The organism is Fodinibius roseus, from assembly GCF_900129315.1.
In the GTDB taxonomy this organism is placed as follows: Bacteria; Bacteroidota; Rhodothermia; order Balneolales; family Balneolaceae; genus Fodinibius; species Fodinibius roseus.
In genome coordinates, this window is sequence record NZ_FQUS01000038.1 from 1 (window position 1) to 22722 (window position 22722).

The following is a 22722-nucleotide window of genomic DNA, read 5'->3' on the forward strand; positions in this document are numbered from 1 at the left end:
TTGGTCTAATTCTTCTTGTGTCATGAGTTGTCTAAGTTAAGTGTATGTTGATAGTACGTATTATTTAACTTAGACAGAGTTAGATTTACACTCTCGAGGTTAAAATATTTATTAAAAATCAGCCAAATACAATAGTTTTACTCCACAAGATCATCAAAGCTTTTTTCTATATTTTTTTAGTCAACCTGTTTCGTTAAAGAACTTAAGGTTAGCATATTTAACAGTTCCTACGCCTCTTAATTCTTGCACTTCAGCAGAATAAAGTAAAAACTCTGTAAGCATTTCTTCTATTTTTTTTCGATCAGATTCAGTATGATATTCAGCCATAACAATTTTAGTATTAGGCAGTAAATTTCTTAATCCCTCTACGATTGATACCTCTGCCCCTTCTGTATCAATCTTCAAAACATCAATCTTTTTAATTCCCAACTCTTGTTGTATCATTTCCCCGGAATTTCTTACTGGCACCTCAACTTTTTCTGCACCATCAAAACCAAAAGTAGTTGATGCCTGTCCCGTATTTAAAGGATGTTGATGCAAAGTAAGAGTTCCATTAAGTGCGCCTAAAGCAGTATTAAATATTTTTATATTCGGATTTCAATTCGTATTTCTTTCTAAAAGAGGGAATACTTGTGGATTAGGCTCAAAGCAAAACACATCCACATTTCTTCCAAATAATTGGGAATAAAGTGCGAATACTCCCACATTTGCACCTACATCAACAACTGTCAAATCGTCGCCTATATTTGCATTTACAGGTAAGGAGTATTCACGCCTTTCGAAAATATTATATATCCTGTGTACTTCATTCTCCGGAATTGCTATCTCAAAATCTTTTGCGCTTGATTGTTCAGAAAATCTGACAATCTTAACATCAGATGGGGGTAAACTCATAGCATGAGTATTTAATTTTTATCTTTATATATCTTTAATCTTTTCAGCAGTTCGACCTCCACTTTTTTTGTCAGAAAAGCCGTTCCAAACGGCTGCAATTATTTAATCTTCTGATTAGTTTGTGTATTCGCGGGAAGATATTAGTCTTTTCTATAATAACCTCTCAAGACCAGACCCGCCTATTAAGTATACTACAAATGTTAATTATATTATAAAAGACTCTCAATTATACTCCCGGGTACTTTCGAAGTGCCAAATATGTAATATTATTTGACCAGATAATTGCGGTTGCGGGATAATTAATCCTCCCGCTCGCTGATGATCCCCAATACATCCAAATCATAGTCCGTGTAGGTGCTGTACCGGCCATTAAGCCACAGGACGGCCTCGTAGCGATCATTGCTGACCACGACAGGACGGATATTATCCTGGTCGGAATCTTCCGTGATGGGGGTCCACTCCCAGCTTGCGCCCCGGTCGCCGGTGGTGCCCCGGAAAATTTCATAGCGGCGGGGGCCCTCCGGGTTCAGCTCCTCCCCGGTCGCCGGGTCCACATCCGCGGAGATATACACCACATCCGGGTCGTCGGGGTGCAGGGTAATCAGTCCCGTGTATTCATTCTCCCCCGGGTACAGCCGGCTGCCGGCGTACGCAATCTCGTGCTCCTGCCACTGCTCCCCGTCCCAGCGAGCATAGTGATACCGGTGGTCGAAGCCCGCTTTCTCGGTCTGCTCTCGTTCGCCAAGCGCAATCGGATCTTTGGTCACCGAAAAAGCAACGTACGGACGGCCCTCCCCGTCCAGCTCAATGTCGCTGGTCCAGGCCACATTCGCCCGCGTGGTGGAATCCCCGTCGAACACCGTGGTAAAATCGTAGGGTTTGAGGTCCGTGGACTCCTCCCCGCTCAGGGGGCCAACGGCCTGTCCGCCGGACCCATAGACCTGTTTGCCATCGGTGTACCCGTGGTAGATGCTGTTGTTGTAATTGCGCGGGTGTCCCTCGGTGGCGATAAAATGGATTTGATCGCTGTTATTGGACGTATACCGCAGGTACGGGCGTCCCGGATGCGCCAGAAGTTGTCCCCCGTACCGCCAGGATTCTCCCTCATCCTCCGATACCATGTAATTGGGATTCCAGCCGATACCCCGGTGAAAGTTATAAACCTTCCCGTTATCCGATAACCGGTAGACGTTGGAGTAGGTCACCTCCTCCCGGGTATCGGCCGTCTGTTCAGGTCCCCATTCACTGATATCGCCCGGGCTGGATGAAATCCGGTACCACATTTTGGTATCCACCCCGTGACCGGCATAGACGGTCAGGTACCGGCCATCGGGACGCTTGAGCAGCACGCCCACATTGTGATCATCCGGCTGAAAGGTGGTATCATTCAGCACGACGGTCTGCTGTTCCCCGGTGGCGATGTTATAGCTGGAAACCGTGTTCGCCCCCTCCGAGGTCACAGCCGAAAACAGCAGCTGATCCCCATCCAGCATCGCACGCTCATCCTGGTACCAGCACCAGCTCGCATCGTCATTCAGCAGCAGGATATCGCCACCTGTTTCTTCATTTTTATCAGCAGACTGACAGCCTGTAAATACAATGCCGACGATTACCAAGACGATAATGCTGATATCAAGACGATTGAACCATCCACCCTTGTTTCGCTTATTCATAATCCTATGTAGATAATATATATGGTTACTACTTATTATGAGCGTACTCCATTATTTTTGTAATTGCCCCTTAACATCTCCATACCCTGCTTATCCGAGCTCTTGTCAGATCACTGGAGGTTAGGAAACTATGCAACATAGTTGCTAAAGAAACACCAAAATCACGAAAATACTAAAAAAAATGCATCCCAACATAATATATATAGTGACTATTATCCGGGATTGACCTTTATTTCATACAGTCGAGAACCTACACGCTACGCCAGGGGGTCGGGGATCTTCACCAGGTCCTGAATTGTCTTTCCTTCGTGCTGCATGCGGGCCAGGGTATAGACATGACCGTCCCTGCCCACGGCAATGGTATTGACATAGGTAGGCCGGGTCCCGTCCTCATAAAAAATCGGTCCGTGATCCCGATACCCGTCGGTAGGCAGGTGATAAGTAACCAGGTGCAGGTTCTCCAGTCCCCGTGCCGCCCCTTTGGCGATTTCATCTTTCCCTTTCACCCTTTTACCATCCCTGTAAATGGGGCCCCCGGTCAAATAATAGATTGTTTCCCCGTCAGGCCCCAGCGTAAACCCCAGATAACCATAACTGAACTGGTCGTAGAACCCGCTCTTCCGGGAGGGTTCGGAGGTGATTCGTTCCACCAGTTCGATCGTTTCCTTTTGCGGGTCGAGCCGAAACAGGTACCCGGAGTTGCCGTGGACCCCATAAATGACCTCCTCCCCGGGATGCCAGAATACTTTTCGCCAGTTATATGCCATATTTCCCGGACGGGTGGGATCATACTCCCCGAAATAGTCCAGCCGCAGGTGGACCTCCTCCAGCTGATCAACCGCGTCATCCCCGGGGGCATAGGTCAGGATATCTCCTTCCGCAGTTGAAAAATATACCCTGCCGCTGCGCGGGTCGACGACCAGCGAACGGCACAGCACCCGGAAATCATCCCCGGGCGTGCCTCCTTCTCCTTTGTGTGCAACCGGACCGAGATCATAGAGCTTATCGTTGTCGACATCATAGTGAATAAAGTAACCGGTAGGCCAGGTAATACCGTAAATCTGATTCCGGTCCACGTCCATGGTCATAGATACCATTCCCTCCCCGTGGGGTACCAGCGCCAGGTCGCGACAATCACCAGTCTTCATATCATACGATAGGATATGTCCTCCGCGATACAGCCCGTAATCGCCGGGAGGGTTCTCCGGAAGCCGGTCCATTCCATCGATGGTTTCATAGATCCCGACATGGGTTGAAAAGTATAGCTGCTTATCGCTTTCATAAAACTCGACGTGGCTTTTTCCCTGCCCAATAACGTTTTCCCCTTTTTCACCGCAAATTTCGGTCAAATCCCCGATATGGGTTATGCTGTCCCCGTCGGGATCATACATATAAAACTGTCCCCCTATCTCGATATGCTCCGAGGAAAGCACATAATATACATTCCCGTCACTCGCCGTCGACAGGGCATTATAGGTATCATGGGCCCCTTCAAATCCGGAGTAATAACGCTGAGCCGTCAATCCTTTTTTCATATTTCTATATATAACATATAGGTTCTAAATTTACCGATCTCAATTCTTCCGAGTAACGCGACGTGTTAAATGCTTGTATTAATAAAAAGTGACTGGTTCCATTTCCCGGGGAGTAAAACAGCACCTAAGCATTCCCCGGAAATTTTTTAGGATTAAGTAAGCAGGACAATCTCCACCGCTGATACGAATGAGGCCAATACTATCCGGTCTAGTGCATGGTGCTGAAACGAGTGAATAGCACCGGAGCGTTAACAAATCATTTCTGTCTGAGACATCGCGGTATGCGATGTCGAGTTAAATGATTTTAGCGCAGGTGCAGCGAACGACAGCACCATGCATTCAGCCGGTGAATTTTTTGATTACTTTTTTCTTCACTGAAAAAAGTAATAACATAAAAGTCATTTCTAAACTCACTCGATCAGTTTATTCCCGGGCGGTTCTACGCCGATGGTTTCGGCCAGGCGGACCATATGACTCAAAATCCGTGTTTCAATGTCATAACTCCATTTGGCCGGCATCCCATAGACGGCCTGGGATGAGGCTCCTTCATATCCTCCTTCGTGCAGCACCTCGGCCGTCGGGATATAGGCCATCACATCATTGGTATAGCCCATGACGATGCTGTCGTAGCCGAAGATCTCTTTCAGCTGAATCGAATATTCCACCAGCAGCTCGCCCCCGAGCGCAAAGATATTCTGATCCCCCAGCTGCCACACCTGCAGGGGAAAGGGGTAGTTTTTCCGGAAAGACTCTCCCCGCTCTGCCTTTTCCAGCAGGCGCTCGGCCCATCGTTTCTGGTAGCCAGATTCCGTCTGGGCGTGGCGGGCCAGCTCCTCCACCGAAGGCGGGGCATTCAGGTCCAGTTCCACCTCCGTGTAGGCGGTGGACAGAGAGGGCTCCAGCGGCTGCATGTCGCCTTCCTCCAGGACGCGGTCAACCGCCGCAGCCAGTGTTCGCCCGTATTGCCGGGCCAGGGGCACCGTCCGCCGCGGCAGCGGATTCTGGTCTGCTCCGCCCCCCTGGAAGAACATGGCCACGGCCCCGGGGTGGTCCTTCTCCAGTTCGATCTGGGCAAAGCCCGGGTAGTCGCCGGACCACTCGTTCATCCCCAGTACCGTAGGGTGGCAGGCGTAGCCGAAGGTAAGGGCGCGCAGGTCGCCTTCGGGGCTGGTCACTTTCATCACCGGCACCGCGTAGTCATTAGGGCCGTTCAAATCATGTTGGCGGTACAGGGTCGAAGCGTCGTTGTTGCGCCGGTTCACCTGGAACCGGGCGACCCCGCTGCCGCTGTAGATCTCTGCCGGGGACAGATCCTCATACGCCTCCCTGACCAGCTGAACGGTCATTTCAACCAGCTCTTCGGAATACTCCTGGACTTTGCGGCGCTCCTGGGCATCCATGGGATAGATATCCACCAGCGCGTTCTCCAGCACCGGACCCGTATGCGTATGCGAACTGTTTAACATCACCTGGGCTTTGGAAAGATTCAGCTCCTCCTGCAGCCGCGAGCGTATCTCATCGGATATCCCTTTGGGCCACCCCAGATGGTCGGCGGTTACCAGCACCGCCCGGTTGCCGGAGGCATCCTCCAGGGCCAGCGCTTTCGCCCAGATATCGTGCAGCGTGCCGCTCGAGGGTTCCGTCCGGTTCCCGTAACCGGCCATCCACATGGAACGCTCCGGGGTAATATTAACTTTTGCCACGCCGGCCTTCCAGCCCGGCTCTTCCTGTGATCTGTCCATAGCAAATCCCTCCAAACCTAAAAAAATAATAACCGTGGATAATAAAACTATTTTTCTCATAGTATTTCAAGTATACGTATCATTGTTAACATGTGCCCCTGTCCCTCCAGAACCGGAGGAAGCACAGAGGATATCCCATACCCTTTAAGTGGGAAAGCTTTTCTATGGTAACTGTTTGTCAGACAAATTGCGAACCTCTTTGGCCGCAATCTATGAAAGAGACGATAGTCCTGTCCCTCTCGTACCGAAAACGACGGCCCCTTTCAGATAGAAATCGCGCCCGGAACTTGTAACAACGAGCAGACCATGGAAATCGACCTTATATGTTCATCGGCTAACGATTTATCCTTTCAGATTTTCCGCATTCTTGTGAATCTTTTCAATGGCCGAAGCAATCAGGTCCATATCATTTTTGCTGCCCAAGAAAAGATTCTGGGTAAACCAGGCCGCTTCTTCGTTGCAGAGCCGCTCGTTACGGGGACAGGCATTTCGCTCAAGGAACGCCTCGTAATCCAGCTGATCTTCGGAATAGAATTTTTTAAAATTCGGGGACTGCAGGGCATTTTCAATAAAGGGCTGCTTATTAAGTTCCCCGTATCCGCTGGAACAGGGGACCCCTTCCGCCCGCAGGGCCTGCAGGAATTTGCCCCTTGACAAGCCTTTGAACTCCTCCTGGTCATACCGGAAAGGAAACAGGTGAAAAGCCGCCCGTGTTACGTTCGGGTATAGGTTATAAGGACTGATTCCCGGTATTTCCTCCAACCGGGATTTAAGATAACCGGCATTTTCATTGCGGAGCGTCGTTTCTTCCTCGAGCCGCTTGAGCTGCGCCAGGCCTATCGCGGCCTGGTACTCCGCCATGCGCAGCTTCGTCCCCACGCGTCCCTCTGCGGATCCATAGGAATTTCCATAATTGTGATAGGAATAGCAGCGATCCATAAATTCTTCATCATCGCTTACGATTGCTCCCCCCTCACCTATTGGCAGGTTCTTGGAGTTCTGAAAACTGAAGCAGCCGGCATGGCCAAACGTTCCCACTTTCTGGCCATTTATTTCAGCAAGCCAGGCCTGGCAGGCATCCTCTACCACGACAAGATCATGCTTTTCGCTTATTTCCATAATACGCTCCATATCGCAGGGCAAGCCGGCTATATGGACGGGTTCTATCGCTTTGGTTCTGGGCGTTATCTTTTCCTCGATCTTCTCCGGGTCCATCTGAAATGTTTCCGGATCCGTATCCACAAAAACCGGGATCGCTCCATTCGCCAAAATACAGGAAACAGACGCTATAAACGTATAGGGAGACACGATCACTTCATCCCCCCATCCCACGTCCAGCTGTGCGAGCGAAGTTTGCAGGGCATTGGTGCCGTTGACGAGAGCCAGGCTGCGTTTGGTCCCGATCGTATCCGCCCACTTCTGCTCAAATTCAGCCACTACGTCGCTTCGCGACCAAACCCCGCTTCGCATCACTTCCAGCAGCCGCTCCTCATCCTTCTCCGGGTACCACCGCGGCCAATCGGGCCAGTCCGGGGATACGACCGGCTTTCCGCCCAATAAGGCAGGCGTGTCGTGCTGTCTGGTCATATAATTCAACACATTGGCCCCGGGCAGCGCCATGGCAGCCGCCGCACCGAACCCGGCCATTGAGTTTTGTTTAATAAATTCTCTTCGGGAGTATTTTTTATCTTTCATAACAGGTCCTTTTAAAATTTAATGTAAACGCCTTAAGCGTTTAACAATATTTGGAAGGGCGGCGCCCCTCGGGGAACTATAAAGCAACAGCTTCTCTAACTTTGGTTCTTACCATACTAACCACAAAAGCACGAAAACCCAAAACATACACAAGCGCTTTCCTTATCCTACACTTCCAGATGGTCCAGAATATTTTGGGATCGCATTTGTTCTATTGCGTTTTGATCCGCTTCTTCCTCATACAGCGATTCAATCCGCAACAATCCGGTGCAATAATCCAAAATCGGGGAATGCGTACCGAATGCGAACTTCTCTGCTCCATAGGTCGAAAGTAACTCCGTAATGTTGTTCATGCCTCTTCCCGAGGTATCCAGCAGCGCATCGGCTTCTTTCAAAATAGCGGTTTCCTCTTCATCCAGGTTCGTGCTGTTCGCAACGTTCAGAATCATGTATTTGGCATCCGGTACCTCCCGGATCATAGGGATAACGTCGCTGAGAGCCCACTCTTCCTTAATATCGTGCCAGGAGCTGGGACGGGTGTCCACGATGCGAAGCGTAAACGCAACGGGCATGCCGTGATCACGGGCCATCTTAACCAATTCTATACAATGGGTATTCATGAGATCATAGCCATGGTATTTCGGGTACAGTCGGATACCCTTCATCCCGTATTGCTTTCTGCATACTTCAAAATCATCCTTCCAGCCATTGTAAATGGGATTAATAATGGCAAAGGGAATAAACCGGTCTTTAAATCTTTGTTCGGAGTTGATCTCCCTGTAAAGCTCCTCATTGGCTTTCTGCGTATTCTTGTAATAGATGCCGTCCAGATTGCTGATGAGGGAAACATCGACGCCAAACTCCTCCATGCGTTTATCCAGCAGCGCCTTGCAGGTATTAAACCGCCGGTACCGGAATGGCCAGTGTCCTATATATGCATTGCTATCAATCAACATGATTACCTGATTTTCTTAAAATATCATTATAATTCTCAAAAAAGATCTTCTCGCGCTGGCGCTCACTGAGATCCGCAGCCAGTACATGTCCCACGCCCTGGTAAAAACTGTTGTCACATCCAAAGAACATCCGGTCCTCACCGACATATTCCAGGGCAAAGTCGATAATATTTGCGTCATTATTGCTTCCCGAGACGTCAACATACACATTGGGACAGTCTTTCACCGCCTTGCAGGCAGCCTCCCAGTCAATACCGCCGCCGAGGTGGGCCAGCTGAAACATCGCTTCCGGGTATCGCTTGGAAATTTCGGCAAAATCGGTAGCGACCGAAACCGAATCCTTCTCTGAGGGAGCCGGTTCTATCCTGGCCCGCCCGATCCCGTGGTGCATCAGGATAATCATGTCCAGGTCGATAAACTTTTCAATGATCGGGTAAAAGGCGGGGTCCGTGATATTTACATGGCTGTATACTTTCAGTCCCACCATCCCCTGGTCCATACACCGCTTGATTTCTTCCAGGGATTCCTCTTTGTACCTGGGATTCAGGGTCATCTGACCGATGAACCGGTCGGGGTATTGCTTCACGCAGTCCAACACCAGGTCGTTGCATCGCTTAAAATCCTCCGGGGTGCCTTTTAAGCCGCGGGATATTGGCCGGGATATTACCAGTTTTTCGATGCCCAGCCGATCCGCAAACGCAATTTGAATGTCGGGACTCTGCTCCCGGAAATAGACATGCGCGTGCGAATCGATCATGCTATACTTATTTACCTCCTCCATAATATCAAAGGAAGATGAGGATGTTTCGGCCGGCGCATGGGGTTGGTTCAGGACCTTTTTCCCCATCATCAGTCCCGCTGCCGAAAGCGCGCTGTTTCTCAAAAATTCTTTACGATCTATACCTGACATAATCTGTGTTATTTAATTTTGCAGTAAACATAAGGTGCCGATCTCTAAACGTTCAACGGTTAGCTAAGATTATACGCAAGCCATATGTATGCCGCTGAGAAGAGCTAAAGGCTAACAATCAGCCGTGAAACAGGTTTAGTAAAAAGCCTTTGTAAGCACTTCGTTAAGTTAAATATTTATGATAATGCTCAATTTAAAAGCATGTAATTCCACAAATATAGTAGGAATTAAAGGCCAAAAAATAAGCCCAACATATGAGTGTTGGGCTTATCCTTGGCGTTTATGATCATTAATTGTAGCCCTCGTTTTGTTCCAACACGCCCTCTTCTGTTTCATTGATCTCGTGCTGCGGTATGGGAAATCGCGCAAGATGCGGCTGCACATCCAGCTCGACCGTCAGATTTTGCGTCTGCTCAATGACCTCAAGCTTGTCCAATTGTCCTGTTCGCACCAGGTCCGGCCACCGTTCATTCTCAAGGGCCAGCTCAAGCTGGCGTTCAAGAAGCAGGATATCGAGAAACTCTTCTTCCGATGTGGCATCAGCCAGCGTATAATTATGGGCAGAGTTACCAAACGCCCGCTCGCGTACCATGTTGATATAGTCCACGGCTCCCTGCGTGTCACCCGTATAGTACAGGGCTTCCGCTTTCAGCAGCAGCACCTCCGCATACCGAATGACGTGGAGATCCAGCCCGGAAGAGGTTCTCCCATTGTGCGGCACCAGAAACTTGCTGATATAGGGTCGGTAGGTCGGTTCACTATCCTCGGAATCCGGGTTTCTCCACATTTCCGTGATGGTCGCCTCCGTCCTGGAGTCCTCCTCCTGGAATTTTTGGTGCAGATCCCAGTCGACATCAACAATCTGGTTGCCAAGGCTGGCATATCCTATCACCCCGAAATAGGGGATAAAGTCCGAAGGCAGCTCATTACCGTTTTGATCCTGAATATACTTCAGGGTAAAAATGCCCTCGTCATGATCTTCATTCTCCAGGGAGTAGATGTCATCGAAATTATCCAGCAGCCGGTAGTCCATGTTTTCCACCTGGTTCAGGTAGGTCAGGGCCGTCTCATAATTTCCCTGGGAAACGTGGACCTGTCCAAGCAGCGCGGCGGCTGCCCCTGTCGTCGCCCTGCCCGATTCGATCTCCCCTTTAGCGGGAAGGTTCGAAAGAGCGGCCTCCAGGTCATCGACAATCAGATTATAAATGGCTTCTTCGCTGGCTCGCGGTGTCGACCGGGCATCACTTATATTTACCTGGCTGGTGATCTCAGGAACCCCACCAAAGGCGCGCACCATGTCAAAATAGAAGAGGGCTCTCAAAAAACGGGCTTCCCCCTCTATTCGTTGGCGATCTGCGGCCGGCAAGTCATCCGGAATATCAAGGCTTTGAATAACCTTGTTGGCCCGAAATATACCGTTGTATTTTTCCTGCCAGAAGTTTTCGAAGATATCATTACCCGGATGGAAGGCCAGCTGATCCAGCTGCAGCAGTCCCCCGATAAAGTCGTATTCCGATTTGTGAACATGATCCGTAGGGGTTTCAAACAGCACCCAGTGACGGGGGTATTGCTGCTGGTAGGCGTTGTAAACCCCGAGGACAGCTCGCTCCATATCGTCAGCGGTCTGATAGAAATTGGCTTCCGTCAGTTCAGATTGCGGCTTCAAATCGGTCACGCTATCATGACAGGCAGTCAGCCCGCTTATCAGAACCAATAATACTATATATATACTATACTTATTCATGATAATGTTCAGTTAAATTATTAAAAATTCATGTTTATACCGAAAGCGATGGTCCGGTTGAGCGGTTCAGATCCGCCATTATAGCCCGGCAAGCTATTGGGACCACTAATTCCCTGGGTTTGCCCTTCCGGATTGTAGGCGTTGAAGCCCTCTTTCGTCAGCATAAGCGCATTGCTCACCGACATATAGACTCTCAAATCAGAGACATTGAACGGCTCCAGCAGGCTGGCGGGCAATGAATACCCGAGGTTAATATTTCTGACGGAAAAGAAGGTGGCATCTTCGAGGTAATAATCATTGCTTCCGATATACTGCAGAACAGAGAGAGAAGCCGCCGGATGTTCTCCGTTCCCGTGCTCGTCTGGCGACCACCACTGTCCCTCGACCACGGGCCGCAGCAGGGCGCTCGTCGTGGCTCCCTGGTAGTAGAGATTTTCCAGGTTATACTTCTTGCCCCCGATCGACGCCTGCGTGACTATACTCAGGTCAAAATTTCTCCAGGTTACGTCATTCACCATGCCCATATAGAAGTCCGGCATGAAATTTCCGAGAATCTGCCGGTCGTCATCATTGATTACCCCGTCATCGTTAAGATCCTCCATATGCACCGTTCCAACCGGCTGACCGGGCATCGTGGCAACCTGGTTCAGCTCTTCCTCGCTTTCAATGACTCCCAGCATCTTGTGACCATAGTAGGAGAACATCGGTTCTCCTTCACGAAGAATCCAGTCCATGCCCCGCGAGTGCGACACCGTTCGCTCGGTTACGCCGCCGCCGAGATTGGTGACCTTGTTGTTATTGTTGGTATAGTTAAAGGAGGTGGACCACTGAAACTCATTCTGCCGGATATTCACCGTGCTGATCTCCAGCTCAATACCGCTGTTCTTGATATCACCCACATTGGTGAGGGAACTGGTAAAACCGGTGATGGCCGGGGTATTAACGCCATACAGCAGGTCCTTGGTCGTCTTCTCGTAATAATCGAATACGATATTCAGCCTGTTGTTGAAAAATCCTGCGTCCACGCCCACGTCATAACTGTACGTTCGCTCCCATTTCAGGTCCGGGTTGCCAAACGAATTTTGCGCCTGACCGATGGCATAATTTCCGCCCGGAGAATACGCATAATCTCCAATCGTTCCGAGATAGGCGAAATTACCGATGTTAAAGTTACCCGTCACGCCGTAACTTGCCCGCAGCTTCAGGTTGTTAAGCGCATCCAGTCCCGACATGAAATCTTCTTCCGTCACGCGCCATGCGATCGAAGCGGAGGGGAAATAGCCCCAGCGGTTGTTGGGACCGAATCGCGAACTTCCGTCCGTACGAATGGAGGCGGACATCAGGTATGTCTCGTCATACGCATAATTTACCCTTGAAAAGTAGGAAGCAAGACCCCATTGCGTTTTGGTACTGTAGGTAGCTGAGGGGTTGATTACGGCGTTGTTCAGGGTTCGGATGGTCTCATTGGCATAACTATCCGAAACGGCGGCCATATAATTTCCCCAGTAGCCCTCGTGCTGGAAGGAGGCCCCGAGCATGCCGGTGAAGTCATGAACCTCGTTGAAAGTCTCGTTGTAGGTCAGCACATTTTCATTAATCAGGTTAATGAGCCGGCTCCTGAATTCATTACCGCCATTTTGATTACTGCCGCTTCCCCTGCTTTCTATAAATCGCTCGTTTTGCTGAAAGCGGAGCTTGGCTCCCACGGAACTTCTGAGCTCGAGGTTATCTAGGAAATTTACCGTGAGGTACGCTTCCCCGTTATTGGTAAATACATGATTGAAATAGTGGGAATGATTGAGCGATGCCATGGGATTTTGGGCAGCTGAAGCGGTAACATGCGATACGTAATCCGGCATCCGGCGATAAGTACCGTCCTCACGTGGTTCGGGACTGACAAAAGGGGCAAACTTCACCATATTCTGTATGCCTGCTCCACCGGGTAGTGTCCGGTGACTGTACTGCGGGTTCAGCATAATGCCCGCGCCGAAGGTATCATTGATATCCACGTCGTAGGTGCCTCTTACGGCATATTGCTTATAGGAGGTAGATTCGAAGGTTCCCTCCTCGTCCTTATAGCTTCCGGACAGGTAGTAGTTGGTCCGGTCCGTACCCCCGGAAACCGACAGGCTGTAATTCTGAATCGGTGCCGGGTTGAACAGGATATCCTCCCAGATATAATCGCCCGACTGCAGTGCTTCCTTGTCCGCACCGGGACGGTAGTTACTGTCGCGCTGTTCACTGTCCAGTGGCAGCGTATAATCCCCGCCGGCATAGTACCAGTCCCGGTTCACATAGCGGGCAGTGTACTCGTAGAATTCATCTACGATCCAAGCGTCTTCGCCGTGAAGCAGGGGATCGGCGATTCCGTAAAAGGTATTCAGGCTGAATCGCGGCGGCCCTTCGGCCTGTCCCTGCTTAGTCGTGATAAGAATTACACCACCCGCACCTCGAGAGCCGTAAATAGCGGCTGAGGAGGCATCTTTCAGAACCTCGATGGACTCAACATCATTCATGCTGATATCATCGAAACTGCCCCCGGGGAACCCGTCGATCACAATCAATGGATCGTTGCTTGCCGAGATGGATCCGGGACCGCGAATCGTGATATCGGGAGAATCACCCGGACGGTTTCGCGTCTGGGAAATGTTTACGCCGGACAAACGACCGACCAGCGCATTTTCAGGACGGCTGACCGGCATCTGATCCAGCTGGTCATTCTCCACCTTGGAAACAGAGGCGGTCAGTGAGCTTTTCTTCACTTCGCCGTACCCAACCACGACCACTTCATCGAGGCTTCCCAAATCCGGCACAAGGCTTACATCAATTACTTCACGGTCACCTACCGTAACTTCCTGGGTCTCATATCCTACAAAAGAGAAAATCAACGTCGCATCCTCTCCCGGGACATTCAGGCTGTATTCTCCATCGGCATTGGTCGCCATACCCGTGCTGGTTCCCTGAATCAACACGTTTACACCCGGTAGTGGTTCCCCGGTTTCACTGTCGGTTACGGTTCCCGTTACGGTTTGCTGAACAGCTTCAATGGAAGACTGGTTCTCCTTCTCCTGTATCACCAGCACATCCCGGCTGGAGGGCAGGGTCGCCTTCAGGTTGGTCCCTTCCAGAAGTTCGTTCACTGCTTCATAAATAGGAACATTATTTAACTGAAACGTAACTTTTTTATCCGGAATATGTTCGGACTGAAAAGAAAGCCCGACCTGTCCCTGCCGCGCCAACTGGCGCAGAGCGTTAGTCAACGTGACATCATTGAGATCCAGCGAAACCAACCGGTACTCGCTGCCGACTTTCGCTTCCACCAGCTGATCCACTTTCACAGGCTCTCCTATCTGGGATGACTGTAAACCAAACGATGCTGTCGGCTGACAGACACCGTACAAAAGCAGACCAACAAACATGGTCACGACCTTGATCCATCGATTTGTAGTATGTAACCCTGTAGTAATTCTATTCATCATCGTTTTTTATTTTATCATTAAAAGAAATTAGTGCTGTTATGCCCTTCCGTGTGCTGTTATTGTTCATATGCTTCTGTTTTAGTATCTGGCACCGAAAAAAGTACTTTCGGTGGGGAGATTAAACTGACCAGACGCCAGCATTACTTTACTTTGCCCTTCTATTTAGTAATACACCTAACTCACCCAAAAGTATTAGAGAAAATAGAGATCAGGCCAAAATTTGGTGTAAGGTTTCATAAAGACCCTCTGTTACCTATTATTTAACGATTTTTTTAATTCTTAGCTTGCCATTGCACCACATCGCCCTGCATCCGGTAGTCTATTTCCAGGGTAAGAGCGATAACTTCGAGGGCTTTATCGAGTGAATCTCTTTCGAAGTCAGCGGACAATACCAGATCTTCGAGCTGCCGGTTTGCATACTCGAAGGATACGCCGTAAATCCTGTTCAACTGTTTCGACACTTCACGCAGCGGCATGTCATCAAACTCCATGCGGCCATTCATCCAGCTCAAATAATTGTTGTTCTTAAACTCATCAATCTCAATAGAGTGGTCGGTTAAGCTCAGAAATCCGAATTGGCCTGGATTAAGTTCCGCCGCCTCTTCTTCTGTTTGCTGCTCTGACCACAGCGTTACCTTGCCCTCCGTTACCGCTACCTGTACGTTGTCATCCCCGGGAAAGGCTTTGACATTAAAAGCGGTGCCCAAATCCTTCACCGAAGCATTGGGGGTATGAATGAGAAAAGGCCTGTCCTCATCGTGAACAACTTCAAAAAACGCTTCCCCGTTTAGCCTGACTTCCCGGACCGGCTCCCCGAATGTGCCGGAAATCCAAATCTCGGAATTACTGTTCAGCCTGATCTCCGATCCATCTCCCAGGGTAATGACTCTTTGCTCGTTCTCACCGGCGGCATAGTGAATAGGTTCCGGCTCCGGTTCGGGCGCAGAGGACGATTGCGACCAAACGTAAAACATGGCGGAGGTCAGAATGACAACTACTGCGGCTACGGACCGCCAGTGCAGACCATGCTTTTTACGATTCGCCTGCTGATATTTATCTCCGTAGCCGAGACTGTTTTTTACTTCTGTCCATATTTGTTCTGATTTCGCTTCCGGAACCAGAGCTCGTATTCTCTTATCCTGCAGCAAAGAAATGTCATCTTCTATTTTTTTCTCCAGATATCCCTGCCCCTCCGGCGTAGAAAGCCAATTCAATACTTGCTCGGCCTCCTCCTTTGTGCAATTATTGTTGATAAATTTTTCTGCTAAATCTCGCTTCATGGTATTGGTATTCCCGTTTTAAAGAATCTTTATTAGTAATACACATAAGTCGCCGGAAAGTATTATAGAGAAGGGAAATTTATTTTTTGAACAGAATCCTCTGTTCTATTTTTTCATTGAGGAAAAAGCGGAAGGCCACAATGATTTTTCCCAGCCAGCCGTTTTCTGTACCCTTCAATTCCGCTGTAGCTGTATTGCTCTCAGGATGGCATCCTAAAATATTATTGAAAAACCTCGTTAGAGATAAATATCATCATTTTTCTTTTTTGGGATTTATTAATAGATTAAACGGGCATTTTTGCACCCTCCCCGAAATTTTAAGCAATCTCTAAAACCAGATAACATTATGGCAACAGATCAGAAAAAGTACGGAATCGGCATCGTCGGATGCGGGAATATCTCGGACACGCATGCGGAGGCGATAATGAAGACCCCCAAAGGTCAGCTTATTGCCGCCCACAGCAGAACCGACGCTTCGGTCAATACCTTTTGCGAAAAGTATGACATAACCCCTTTCACTTCGTACGAAGAATTCCTCGGTAATCCTGATCTGGACATTGTTGTTATATGCACCCCTTCGGGTACCCACCTGGATTACGGCAAATCTGCCGCCGAAGCAGGCAAACACGTTATTGTGGAAAAACCCATTGAAACGACCGTCGCACGGGGACAATCGCTGATTGATAGCTGTGATAAGAACGGCGTCAAGCTTGCCGTGATCTATCAAAGCAGGTTTATGGATGATGTCATGGAAATGAAAGAGCTTATTGACAATCAGCAGGTCGGCGATATTTTTATGGCCAGCGCTTCCGTCAAGTGGTTTCGGGACCAGGAATACTACAGTAACTCCTCGTGGCGGGGTACTTTTGCCCTGGACGGAGGGGGGGCGGTAATCAACCAGTCCATCCATACCATTGATCTTTTGCAGTGGTTCATGGGAGGGGTGAAAACCATTTCCGCTTTCAAAGGGACCTTCACGCATGAAGGCATAGAAGCGGAGGATAACGCGGTTGCATGCATGGAATTTAACAACGGAGCTATCGGCGTTTTTGAGGCCTCGACCTCTATCACACCCCCGCAGGATCGAACCGTGGAAGTCAACGGCACCGGGGGGACCCTCACCCTGAAAGGGGAAGCCCTTCAAAAGAAACTGAGTGACCAGGAAGCGGCCGGCCGGGAGGATGATGCGGGAGAAGCCACCGGAGCTGCCAGTCCCCTCTCCGGGATGACGTATCAGGATCATAAAAATCAATACGACGCCATTCTGGATGCTTTTCACCATGACAGGGTACCGGTGGTATCGGGGAAAGACAGCCTGCAGTCGCTGGCAATCGTGGAAGCATTGTATAAGGCGGCCGACGACCAACAGCCGGTCCATATCAGGGATATTCTCACGTAAAGGATATGGAGGAAAAGCCGGTCTTCTGATACTTATGTTAATATCAATTTGAGGTCCTCGTCAATCAGCTTCGGCTGAAGTCCCCCTGATCGGTGATCTTTCAACAATATGCGCACTCATATGATCGAACCGCTCAACACACAATAACAAAAGAAAGCTATGATAGATATTCCCGGATTTATTGACCTGCAGGTAAACGGACACAAGGGCATCGATTTTTCCAGTCCGCAACTGACAGAAGAGGATTTCGTTTTCGCCTGTAAAGCATTGATCAGTGAAGGGACCGTGGCTTTTCTGCCGACGATCATAACATCGTCGGCAGCTATCTTTGAGCGAAATCTCCGGCTTATGGCCGACTGCATGAGGCGCAGCGATCTTACAAACGCCCTGCTGGGATTTCATGTAGAGGGACCATTTATCTCGGAAGAAGACGGGGCCCGTGGGGCGCATAATTCCAAGTGGGTGCGGAAGCCGGACAGCGGTTTCCTGGATAAACTCTATAAATGGTCGGACCAGCGTATCAAACTGCTGACGATCTCAGCCGACGTTGAGGGTGCTGCCGACCTATGTCGCTATGCTACGAAGGAACTCGGCATTACCGTTTCCCTGGGACACCACCTGGCTACCGGGGAAGAGCTGGACAGTGCGGCAGCGGCCGGCGCCAGGGCTCTGACCCATTTGGGCAATGGAATTCCACGGCTCCTGCCCCGCCATCATAATCCCCTGTGGGCAGGGCTTGCCAATGATAATTTATCGGCCATGATGATTGCCGACGGTCATCATATCCCCCCTTCTATTATTAAAACGATTATCCGTACGAAAGGGATATCCAAAACTATTGTGGTCAGCGATGCTTCTCCCATAGCGGGTCTGCCGCCCGGGGAGTACAATACGCTCGGGAATGAGGTCATCCTGGAGGAGTCCGGACGCCTGTACAACCCGGAAACCGGGTATCTGGTCGGCTCTTCCTCAACCATGCTTGAATGCATGAACTACCTGCGGTCACTGGATCTCTTGACGGATGATGAACTCATGCAGGTGGGATTTTTTAACCCTCTTCAGCTCATCGATGTGGAACCCTCCGGTATAATAAATGACGCTGTATCGTTAATAGAGAAAAAAGAGGACATGTTTGTCCTGAAGTAAGCCAAAATATATTCCAGCCCTTCATAATTTCCTTATCCATCGATACGATAAACGTACGCCAACCTCAGCTCACCCGTCAACCCGTATTCAATTCATGAAATACGGCCGGAAAGCCTGCTTGTAAAAAGTTCCGGGATTAAATCTGGCAAAAATGATTAAAGTTTATATTTTCAATGATTTTAGAAGCGAACGGATCAATATGTAAAACCGATATCCACCGGTAAATTAACTGGCATTATAACCTGTTTTTTATACTAACCAAGATCACTGATATGCGGCGCTACAGTACCACCTGCAAACGAACTCCCCTCCTGTCAATCCTTTTATTACTCCCGGCCCTGCTCTTAATGACGGCATGCGGGGAGGAGGAATCCTGGCCGCCCGTGGTTCAGCAGGTTCCCGATGAGTCGCCGGTACTCTCCCCCGATCAGGCCCTTGAATCATTTTACCTGCCGCCCGGTTACGATATCGAACTTGTGGCCAGCGAGCCGCTGGTGGTGGATCCGGTGGCGATGGACTTCGATGCGGAGGGACGGCTGTGGATTGTCGAGATGCGCAGTTACATGCCGACCGTTGATGCGGAGGGAGAAAAGGAACCGGTGGGGAAAATAGCAGTGCTGGAAGATACCACCGGCGATGGACAGATGGACAAGCGGACGGTTTACATGGATGAGCTGGTCCTCCCGCGCGCGGTCAAGGTGCTGGATCACGGGGTACTGGTCGGAGCCCCGCCCAATCTCTGGATGACCCGCGATACGACGGGCAACCTGAAGGCGGATGTGGTAGAAAAAGTGAGGGACGATTTCGGCGATCCCACCGTTAACCCTGAATCCAACCCCAACAGCCTGATGTGGGGCATGGACAACTGGATCCATACGACCCGGTATGAGGGACGTTTTCGGCTGACCGATAATCAACTGGAATATGACAAAATCCCCAGCCTGGGACAATGGGGCATATCGATGGACAACTACGGACGCATCTACCGCAACAGTAATTCCAATCCGCTGGCCGTCGATTATATATCATCGCACTATTACATGCGCAATGAGGATGTCCGCCGGCAGCCGGGAATCTACGAATCGATCTATAAAAACAGAGCCGTCTGGCCCGTACGTCCCACCACCGGTATCAACCGGGGCTACCGGGAACATATGCTGCGGGATGACAGCACCCTGGCCCGGTATACCTCAGCCAGCGCACTTGCGGTCTACCGGGGAGACCGGCTGCCGGAAGAGCTGCGCAGCAACGTTTTTGTGCCCGAACCGGCCGGTAATCTCGTGCAGCGAATGGTCGTTGAGAAGCAGGAGGATGGTTCTCTCCTGGGCTATAACCCGTATGAAGACCTTGAAGCGGACTTTCTTACGTCCACCGACGAACGGTTTCGTCCGGTAAATATCTACTCCTCTCCCGACGGCACGCTCTATATCGTTGATATGTACCGGGGAATCATCCAGCATGAGCAATTCCTCACCGAATACCTTGAGACGGAAATCAAAAAAAGAGGGCTGGAGAAACCGGTGGGACTCGGACGGATTTACCGCGTGGTCCACGAATCGGGCGAGCCTTCCGACCCGCCCCGGCTCTCGTCCAAATCGCCCGGGGAGCTGGTCGGTTATCTTGACCACCCGAACGGCTGGTGGCGCGACACGGCACAGCGGCTGCTCGTCGAGCGCCAGTCCGATGGCGTCGCAACACAGCTCCGGGAGCTGGTCCAAAACGGGAAAAAAGATTACACGCGCCTGCATGCGCTGTGGACGCTCGACGGACTGAATGCCGTTCATGATCAATCCCTCCAAGCAGCCCTGTCGGACCCCTCCCCTCACTTGCGGGCTGCGGCTATTCGCATTGCTGAGCCGCGGTTTTCCGAATCAGATCCGACCTATACCAAGGCCGTCATGGACCTTATAGACGATTCCACACACATCGTACGGCGACAGCTGGCCGCCTCCGCCGGAGAGTTTCCCGCGGGCAGCAGGGACGACGCTTTTCTGGAAATCATCAACAGGTATGGAACCGACCCGATGGTCGTAAGCCTGGTGATCAGCGGCCTGCCCGACCGGGAGTTCGCCTTCCTGGAGCAGCTCCTGGATGAGGCACCCGGCCGTGAGAGCACCCGGCAGGCGGCTCAGGAAATCGCGGAAGTGGTCCTGCAGTCCGGTTCGGATACGGAGACCCAGAGGCTGCTGGACTGGATAGCAGACAGCGATAACCCGAGCTGGCAACGGGAGTCCCTGCTTGCCGCCCTGGAAGAGGTGGCCCCGGAACCCTCTCCCGGACGCGTTCGTTTGCTTGAGCTGGATCAGAAACCGGTGGAACTGCTGGCTGCGGCTGATACAGAGCCAGATTCAGATGGCCGGCCATTGGCCGAATGGATCAATGCGGTGGTCGATCGGCTGGGCTGGCCCGGAAAGCCGAGAACTGAACCCGAGCCGGAACCGCTGACTCCCGAAGAGAAGCAGCGATTTAAACGCGGCAAAAAACTATTTGGCACTTCCTGCGCCTCCTGTCATCAACAAAACGGGCAGGGCATAAAAGGAATGGGAGCGCCACTGGTTGACTCAAAATGGGTGCTGGGTCAGCCCAGTCATCTGATACGCATTCTGCTCGACGGCAAGGAGGGGGAGATGCGCATGCCGCCGGCGGGACATCATTCGAATGAGGAGCTTGCGGCTATCGCCACCTACCTCAGGCGGGCATGGGGACATCAGGAAAGCCCTGTAACTGCGTCTCAGGTCAAGGAAGTGCGCGGGGCCTCAACCGGCCGCGACGAACCCTGGACCGAAAAGGAGTTAAACGAGCACCGTCACTGAATGGGTTTTGCAGAACCGTCCTTTTGATCAATCTCTTGTATTCTCGCGAATTCAAAATCCTCACATATCATATTCCACCGGCCGGAAGATCCAATCACCCGATGACTGAGCTTTGCTACTTTTCCTCAACCTCTTCTTCCAGCAGGTCGATAATAAGCAGCATATTCCGAAGGATATGAAACGGGTCCTTCACCGGCAGGGCGGCAATTTTATCCACAGGCTTCCCCTTCCGGTCCCGGATCTGAATCCATTCTCCTGTTTCTTTATCCGGGTTTGGAAAGGCCTCAAAAACATAATCCTGCATCATTTCATAGCGGCGCAGCATCTTTTTATTTCCGCTTACCACAAAAGCCAACAGAGTGCTGTACAATACTTCGGAATGAGGCCACCAGAGTTTCATGTCCCAGGTATCCAGGATCAGCTGTTCGTACGCTGTAGATTGCTCAGCTCCCCGGGGTTTTATGCCTCCTTCTTTATCGACAAATCTCAACAGCCCTCCGAATGTTGGATCCCATCCGAGCCCAATCGCTTTTTCGATGGCCTGCACTGCTTTGTCCACATACGCCGGGTGATTGGTCCGCTGTGCCGTGTGTATAACAAACCACATCGATTCAATCGTATGACCCGGGTTCACATGCCGAGACAACAGGGTATCGCCCTCGGACGACGGATCCTCGGGCAGCATTTCGACTACCCGGTGATCCTGTTCCCGGTAAAAATGATCCATGATCTCTTTCATGTACGACACGCTGTTCTTGCGCAGCTTTTCCTCTGCCGTATGCCTTAGTTTCCGGGCTGCTTCCGCTAACTCCTGGGCCACATTGAGCATGATCATCGGAATCGAATGGGCGCGGTACCCCTGCGGTATGGGATAGGGTTCGGTACGGATATCACCCTCGTCTATGCGCTGCCGTATACGATCATACAGCTTCAGGGCCCTTTCAAACCGTTTTTTATTATCGGACAGAGCAGCAAACTTTCCCAGTCCGAGAGCAACAAAACAATCCGCATACAAACTGGTGTCAAAACCCTCACCGGGAATACTTTCTTTCTTTTTTCCCTCCTCCGTAAGCACGTAAGCGCAGTTCCCGTTTTCAAGAAAGACGTTGGTTTCCAGAAACCGCGCTGTTTTTGTCAGGTGGTCGAGATAGGCTCCCCGCTCCCCTTTCAGCTTATTTTCAGCTATCATTTCGGCTATCCTGGACCACAGCCACAGGAACCGGCCCTGCGACCAGGTATACTTATCCCTGCTTACCAACTCCTCACCCGTATTGTTATAACAGGTGTATATTCCCCCATGTTCATGATCCAGCGCCCGGTTCCAGAACGGCAGCAGGACCTCTTCCACATGCTCCCGGTAAAAAGCCAGCAGCTCGCTGTTCATAACCGTCTCATCAGAGAATTTCTTCAACGATTTCCTCTTTGTCCAGTTCCAGTTTATCCAGCATACTGTCCA

The 22722-nt window shown here is 50.6% G+C and carries 13 protein-coding genes and 1 pseudogene; 3 read left to right on the forward strand and 11 right to left on the reverse strand.

The window, feature by feature from the left end:
- Positions 1-180: 180 nt before the first annotated feature.
- From BUB16_RS21985 to BUB16_RS20055, 10 genes and pseudogenes are all read right to left on the reverse strand, one after another.
- Positions 181-894 (reverse strand): annotated as a pseudogene (locus BUB16_RS21985) (FkbM family methyltransferase).
- A 299-nt stretch (positions 895-1193) separates the two neighbouring features.
- On the reverse strand, positions 1194-2567 hold the full coding sequence (locus tag BUB16_RS20015) for a BNR-4 repeat-containing protein (protein WP_084088476.1): 1374 nt from the start codon (positions 2565-2567) through the stop codon (positions 1194-1196).
- Positions 2568-2824: 257 nt separating this feature from the next.
- Positions 2825-4102 (reverse strand): hypothetical protein, encoded by a 1278-nt coding sequence (locus tag BUB16_RS20020; protein WP_073068451.1) that lies wholly within the window; start codon positions 4100-4102, stop codon positions 2825-2827.
- A 410-nt stretch (positions 4103-4512) separates the two neighbouring features.
- On the reverse strand, positions 4513-5844 hold the full coding sequence (locus BUB16_RS20025) for a neutral/alkaline non-lysosomal ceramidase N-terminal domain-containing protein (protein WP_211483248.1): 1332 nt from the start codon (positions 5842-5844) through the stop codon (positions 4513-4515).
- Positions 5845-6186: 342 nt separating this feature from the next.
- Positions 6187-7539 carry a DegT/DnrJ/EryC1/StrS family aminotransferase gene (locus BUB16_RS20030; RefSeq protein ID WP_073068455.1) on the reverse strand — a complete coding sequence of 451 codons (1353 nt, stop codon included), beginning with the start codon at positions 7537-7539 and terminating at the stop codon, positions 6187-6189.
- Between the two features lie 167 nt (positions 7540-7706).
- Positions 7707-8495 (reverse strand): amidohydrolase family protein, encoded by a 789-nt coding sequence (locus BUB16_RS20035; RefSeq protein WP_073068456.1) that lies wholly within the window; start codon positions 8493-8495, stop codon positions 7707-7709.
- The gene (locus tag BUB16_RS20040) at positions 8485-9405 is read right to left on the reverse strand and encodes an amidohydrolase family protein (protein ID WP_211483249.1); all 921 of its coding nucleotides are present in this window, start codon (positions 9403-9405) and stop codon (positions 8485-8487) included. The genes BUB16_RS20035 and BUB16_RS20040 overlap by 11 nt, the downstream gene beginning before the upstream one ends.
- A gap of 289 nt (positions 9406-9694) precedes the next feature.
- Entirely contained in the window at positions 9695-11149 is a 1455-nt protein-coding gene (locus BUB16_RS20045; RefSeq protein WP_073068458.1) for a RagB/SusD family nutrient uptake outer membrane protein, read from the reverse strand.
- A 20-nt stretch (positions 11150-11169) separates the two neighbouring features.
- Positions 11170-14628 carry a SusC/RagA family TonB-linked outer membrane protein gene (locus tag BUB16_RS20050; RefSeq protein ID WP_139240397.1) on the reverse strand — a complete coding sequence of 1153 codons (3459 nt, stop codon included), beginning with the start codon at positions 14626-14628 and terminating at the stop codon, positions 11170-11172.
- Between the two features lie 272 nt (positions 14629-14900).
- Entirely contained in the window at positions 14901-15908 is a 1008-nt protein-coding gene (locus BUB16_RS20055; RefSeq protein ID WP_073068460.1) for a FecR family protein, read from the reverse strand.
- Positions 15909-16254: 346 nt separating this feature from the next.
- On the opposite strand from BUB16_RS20055, the gene BUB16_RS20060 reads away from it, so the two are divergent.
- From BUB16_RS20060 to BUB16_RS20070, 3 genes are all read left to right on the forward strand, one after another.
- Positions 16255-17307 carry a Gfo/Idh/MocA family protein gene (locus BUB16_RS20060; protein ID WP_073068462.1) on the forward strand — a complete coding sequence of 351 codons (1053 nt, stop codon included), beginning with the start codon at positions 16255-16257 and terminating at the stop codon, positions 17305-17307.
- A gap of 159 nt (positions 17308-17466) precedes the next feature.
- The gene (locus BUB16_RS20065) at positions 17467-18453 is read left to right on the forward strand and encodes an amidohydrolase family protein (RefSeq protein ID WP_073068464.1); all 987 of its coding nucleotides are present in this window, start codon (positions 17467-17469) and stop codon (positions 18451-18453) included.
- Positions 18454-18725: 272 nt separating this feature from the next.
- Positions 18726-21266, forward strand: a complete 2541-nt coding sequence (locus BUB16_RS20070; protein ID WP_084088478.1) for a DUF7133 domain-containing protein — start codon at positions 18726-18728, stop codon at positions 21264-21266.
- Between the two features lie 115 nt (positions 21267-21381).
- On the opposite strand, the gene BUB16_RS20075 is transcribed toward BUB16_RS20070, so the two are convergent.
- Positions 21382-22722, reverse strand: a 1341-nt coding sequence (locus BUB16_RS20075) for an AGE family epimerase/isomerase (protein WP_211483250.1), incomplete at its 5' end; no start/stop codon positions are given.

What these genes read in the sequence shown, in the direction of transcription:
- BUB16_RS20020 (WP_073068451.1), bottom strand. Translation starts at nt 4,102, where the DNA reads ATGAAAAAAGGATTGACGGCTCAGCGTTATTACTCCGGATTTGAAGGG.
- BUB16_RS20030 (WP_073068455.1), bottom strand. Translation starts at nt 7,539, where the DNA reads ATGAAAGATAAAAAATACTCCCGAAGAGAATTTATTAAACAAAACTCA.
- BUB16_RS20055 (WP_073068460.1), bottom strand. Translation starts at nt 15,908, where the DNA reads ATGAAGCGAGATTTAGCAGAAAAATTTATCAACAATAATTGCACAAAG.
- BUB16_RS20070 (WP_084088478.1), top strand. Translation starts at nt 18,726, where the DNA reads ATGCGGCGCTACAGTACCACCTGCAAACGAACTCCCCTCCTGTCAATC.
- BUB16_RS20015 (WP_084088476.1), bottom strand. Translation starts at nt 2,567, where the DNA reads ATGAATAAGCGAAACAAGGGTGGATGGTTCAATCGTCTTGATATCAGC.
- BUB16_RS20060 (WP_073068462.1), top strand. Translation starts at nt 16,255, where the DNA reads ATGGCAACAGATCAGAAAAAGTACGGAATCGGCATCGTCGGATGCGGG.
- BUB16_RS20035 (WP_073068456.1), bottom strand. Translation starts at nt 8,495, where the DNA reads ATGTTGATTGATAGCAATGCATATATAGGACACTGGCCATTCCGGTAC.
- BUB16_RS20045 (WP_073068458.1), bottom strand. Translation starts at nt 11,149, where the DNA reads ATGAATAAGTATAGTATATATATAGTATTATTGGTTCTGATAAGCGGG.
- BUB16_RS20065 (WP_073068464.1), top strand. Translation starts at nt 17,467, where the DNA reads ATGATAGATATTCCCGGATTTATTGACCTGCAGGTAAACGGACACAAG.
- BUB16_RS20050 (WP_139240397.1), bottom strand. Translation starts at nt 14,628, where the DNA reads ATGATGAATAGAATTACTACAGGGTTACATACTACAAATCGATGGATC.
- BUB16_RS20025 (WP_211483248.1), bottom strand. Translation starts at nt 5,844, where the DNA reads ATGGACAGATCACAGGAAGAGCCGGGCTGGAAGGCCGGCGTGGCAAAA.
- BUB16_RS20040 (WP_211483249.1), bottom strand. Translation starts at nt 9,405, where the DNA reads ATGTCAGGTATAGATCGTAAAGAATTTTTGAGAAACAGCGCGCTTTCG.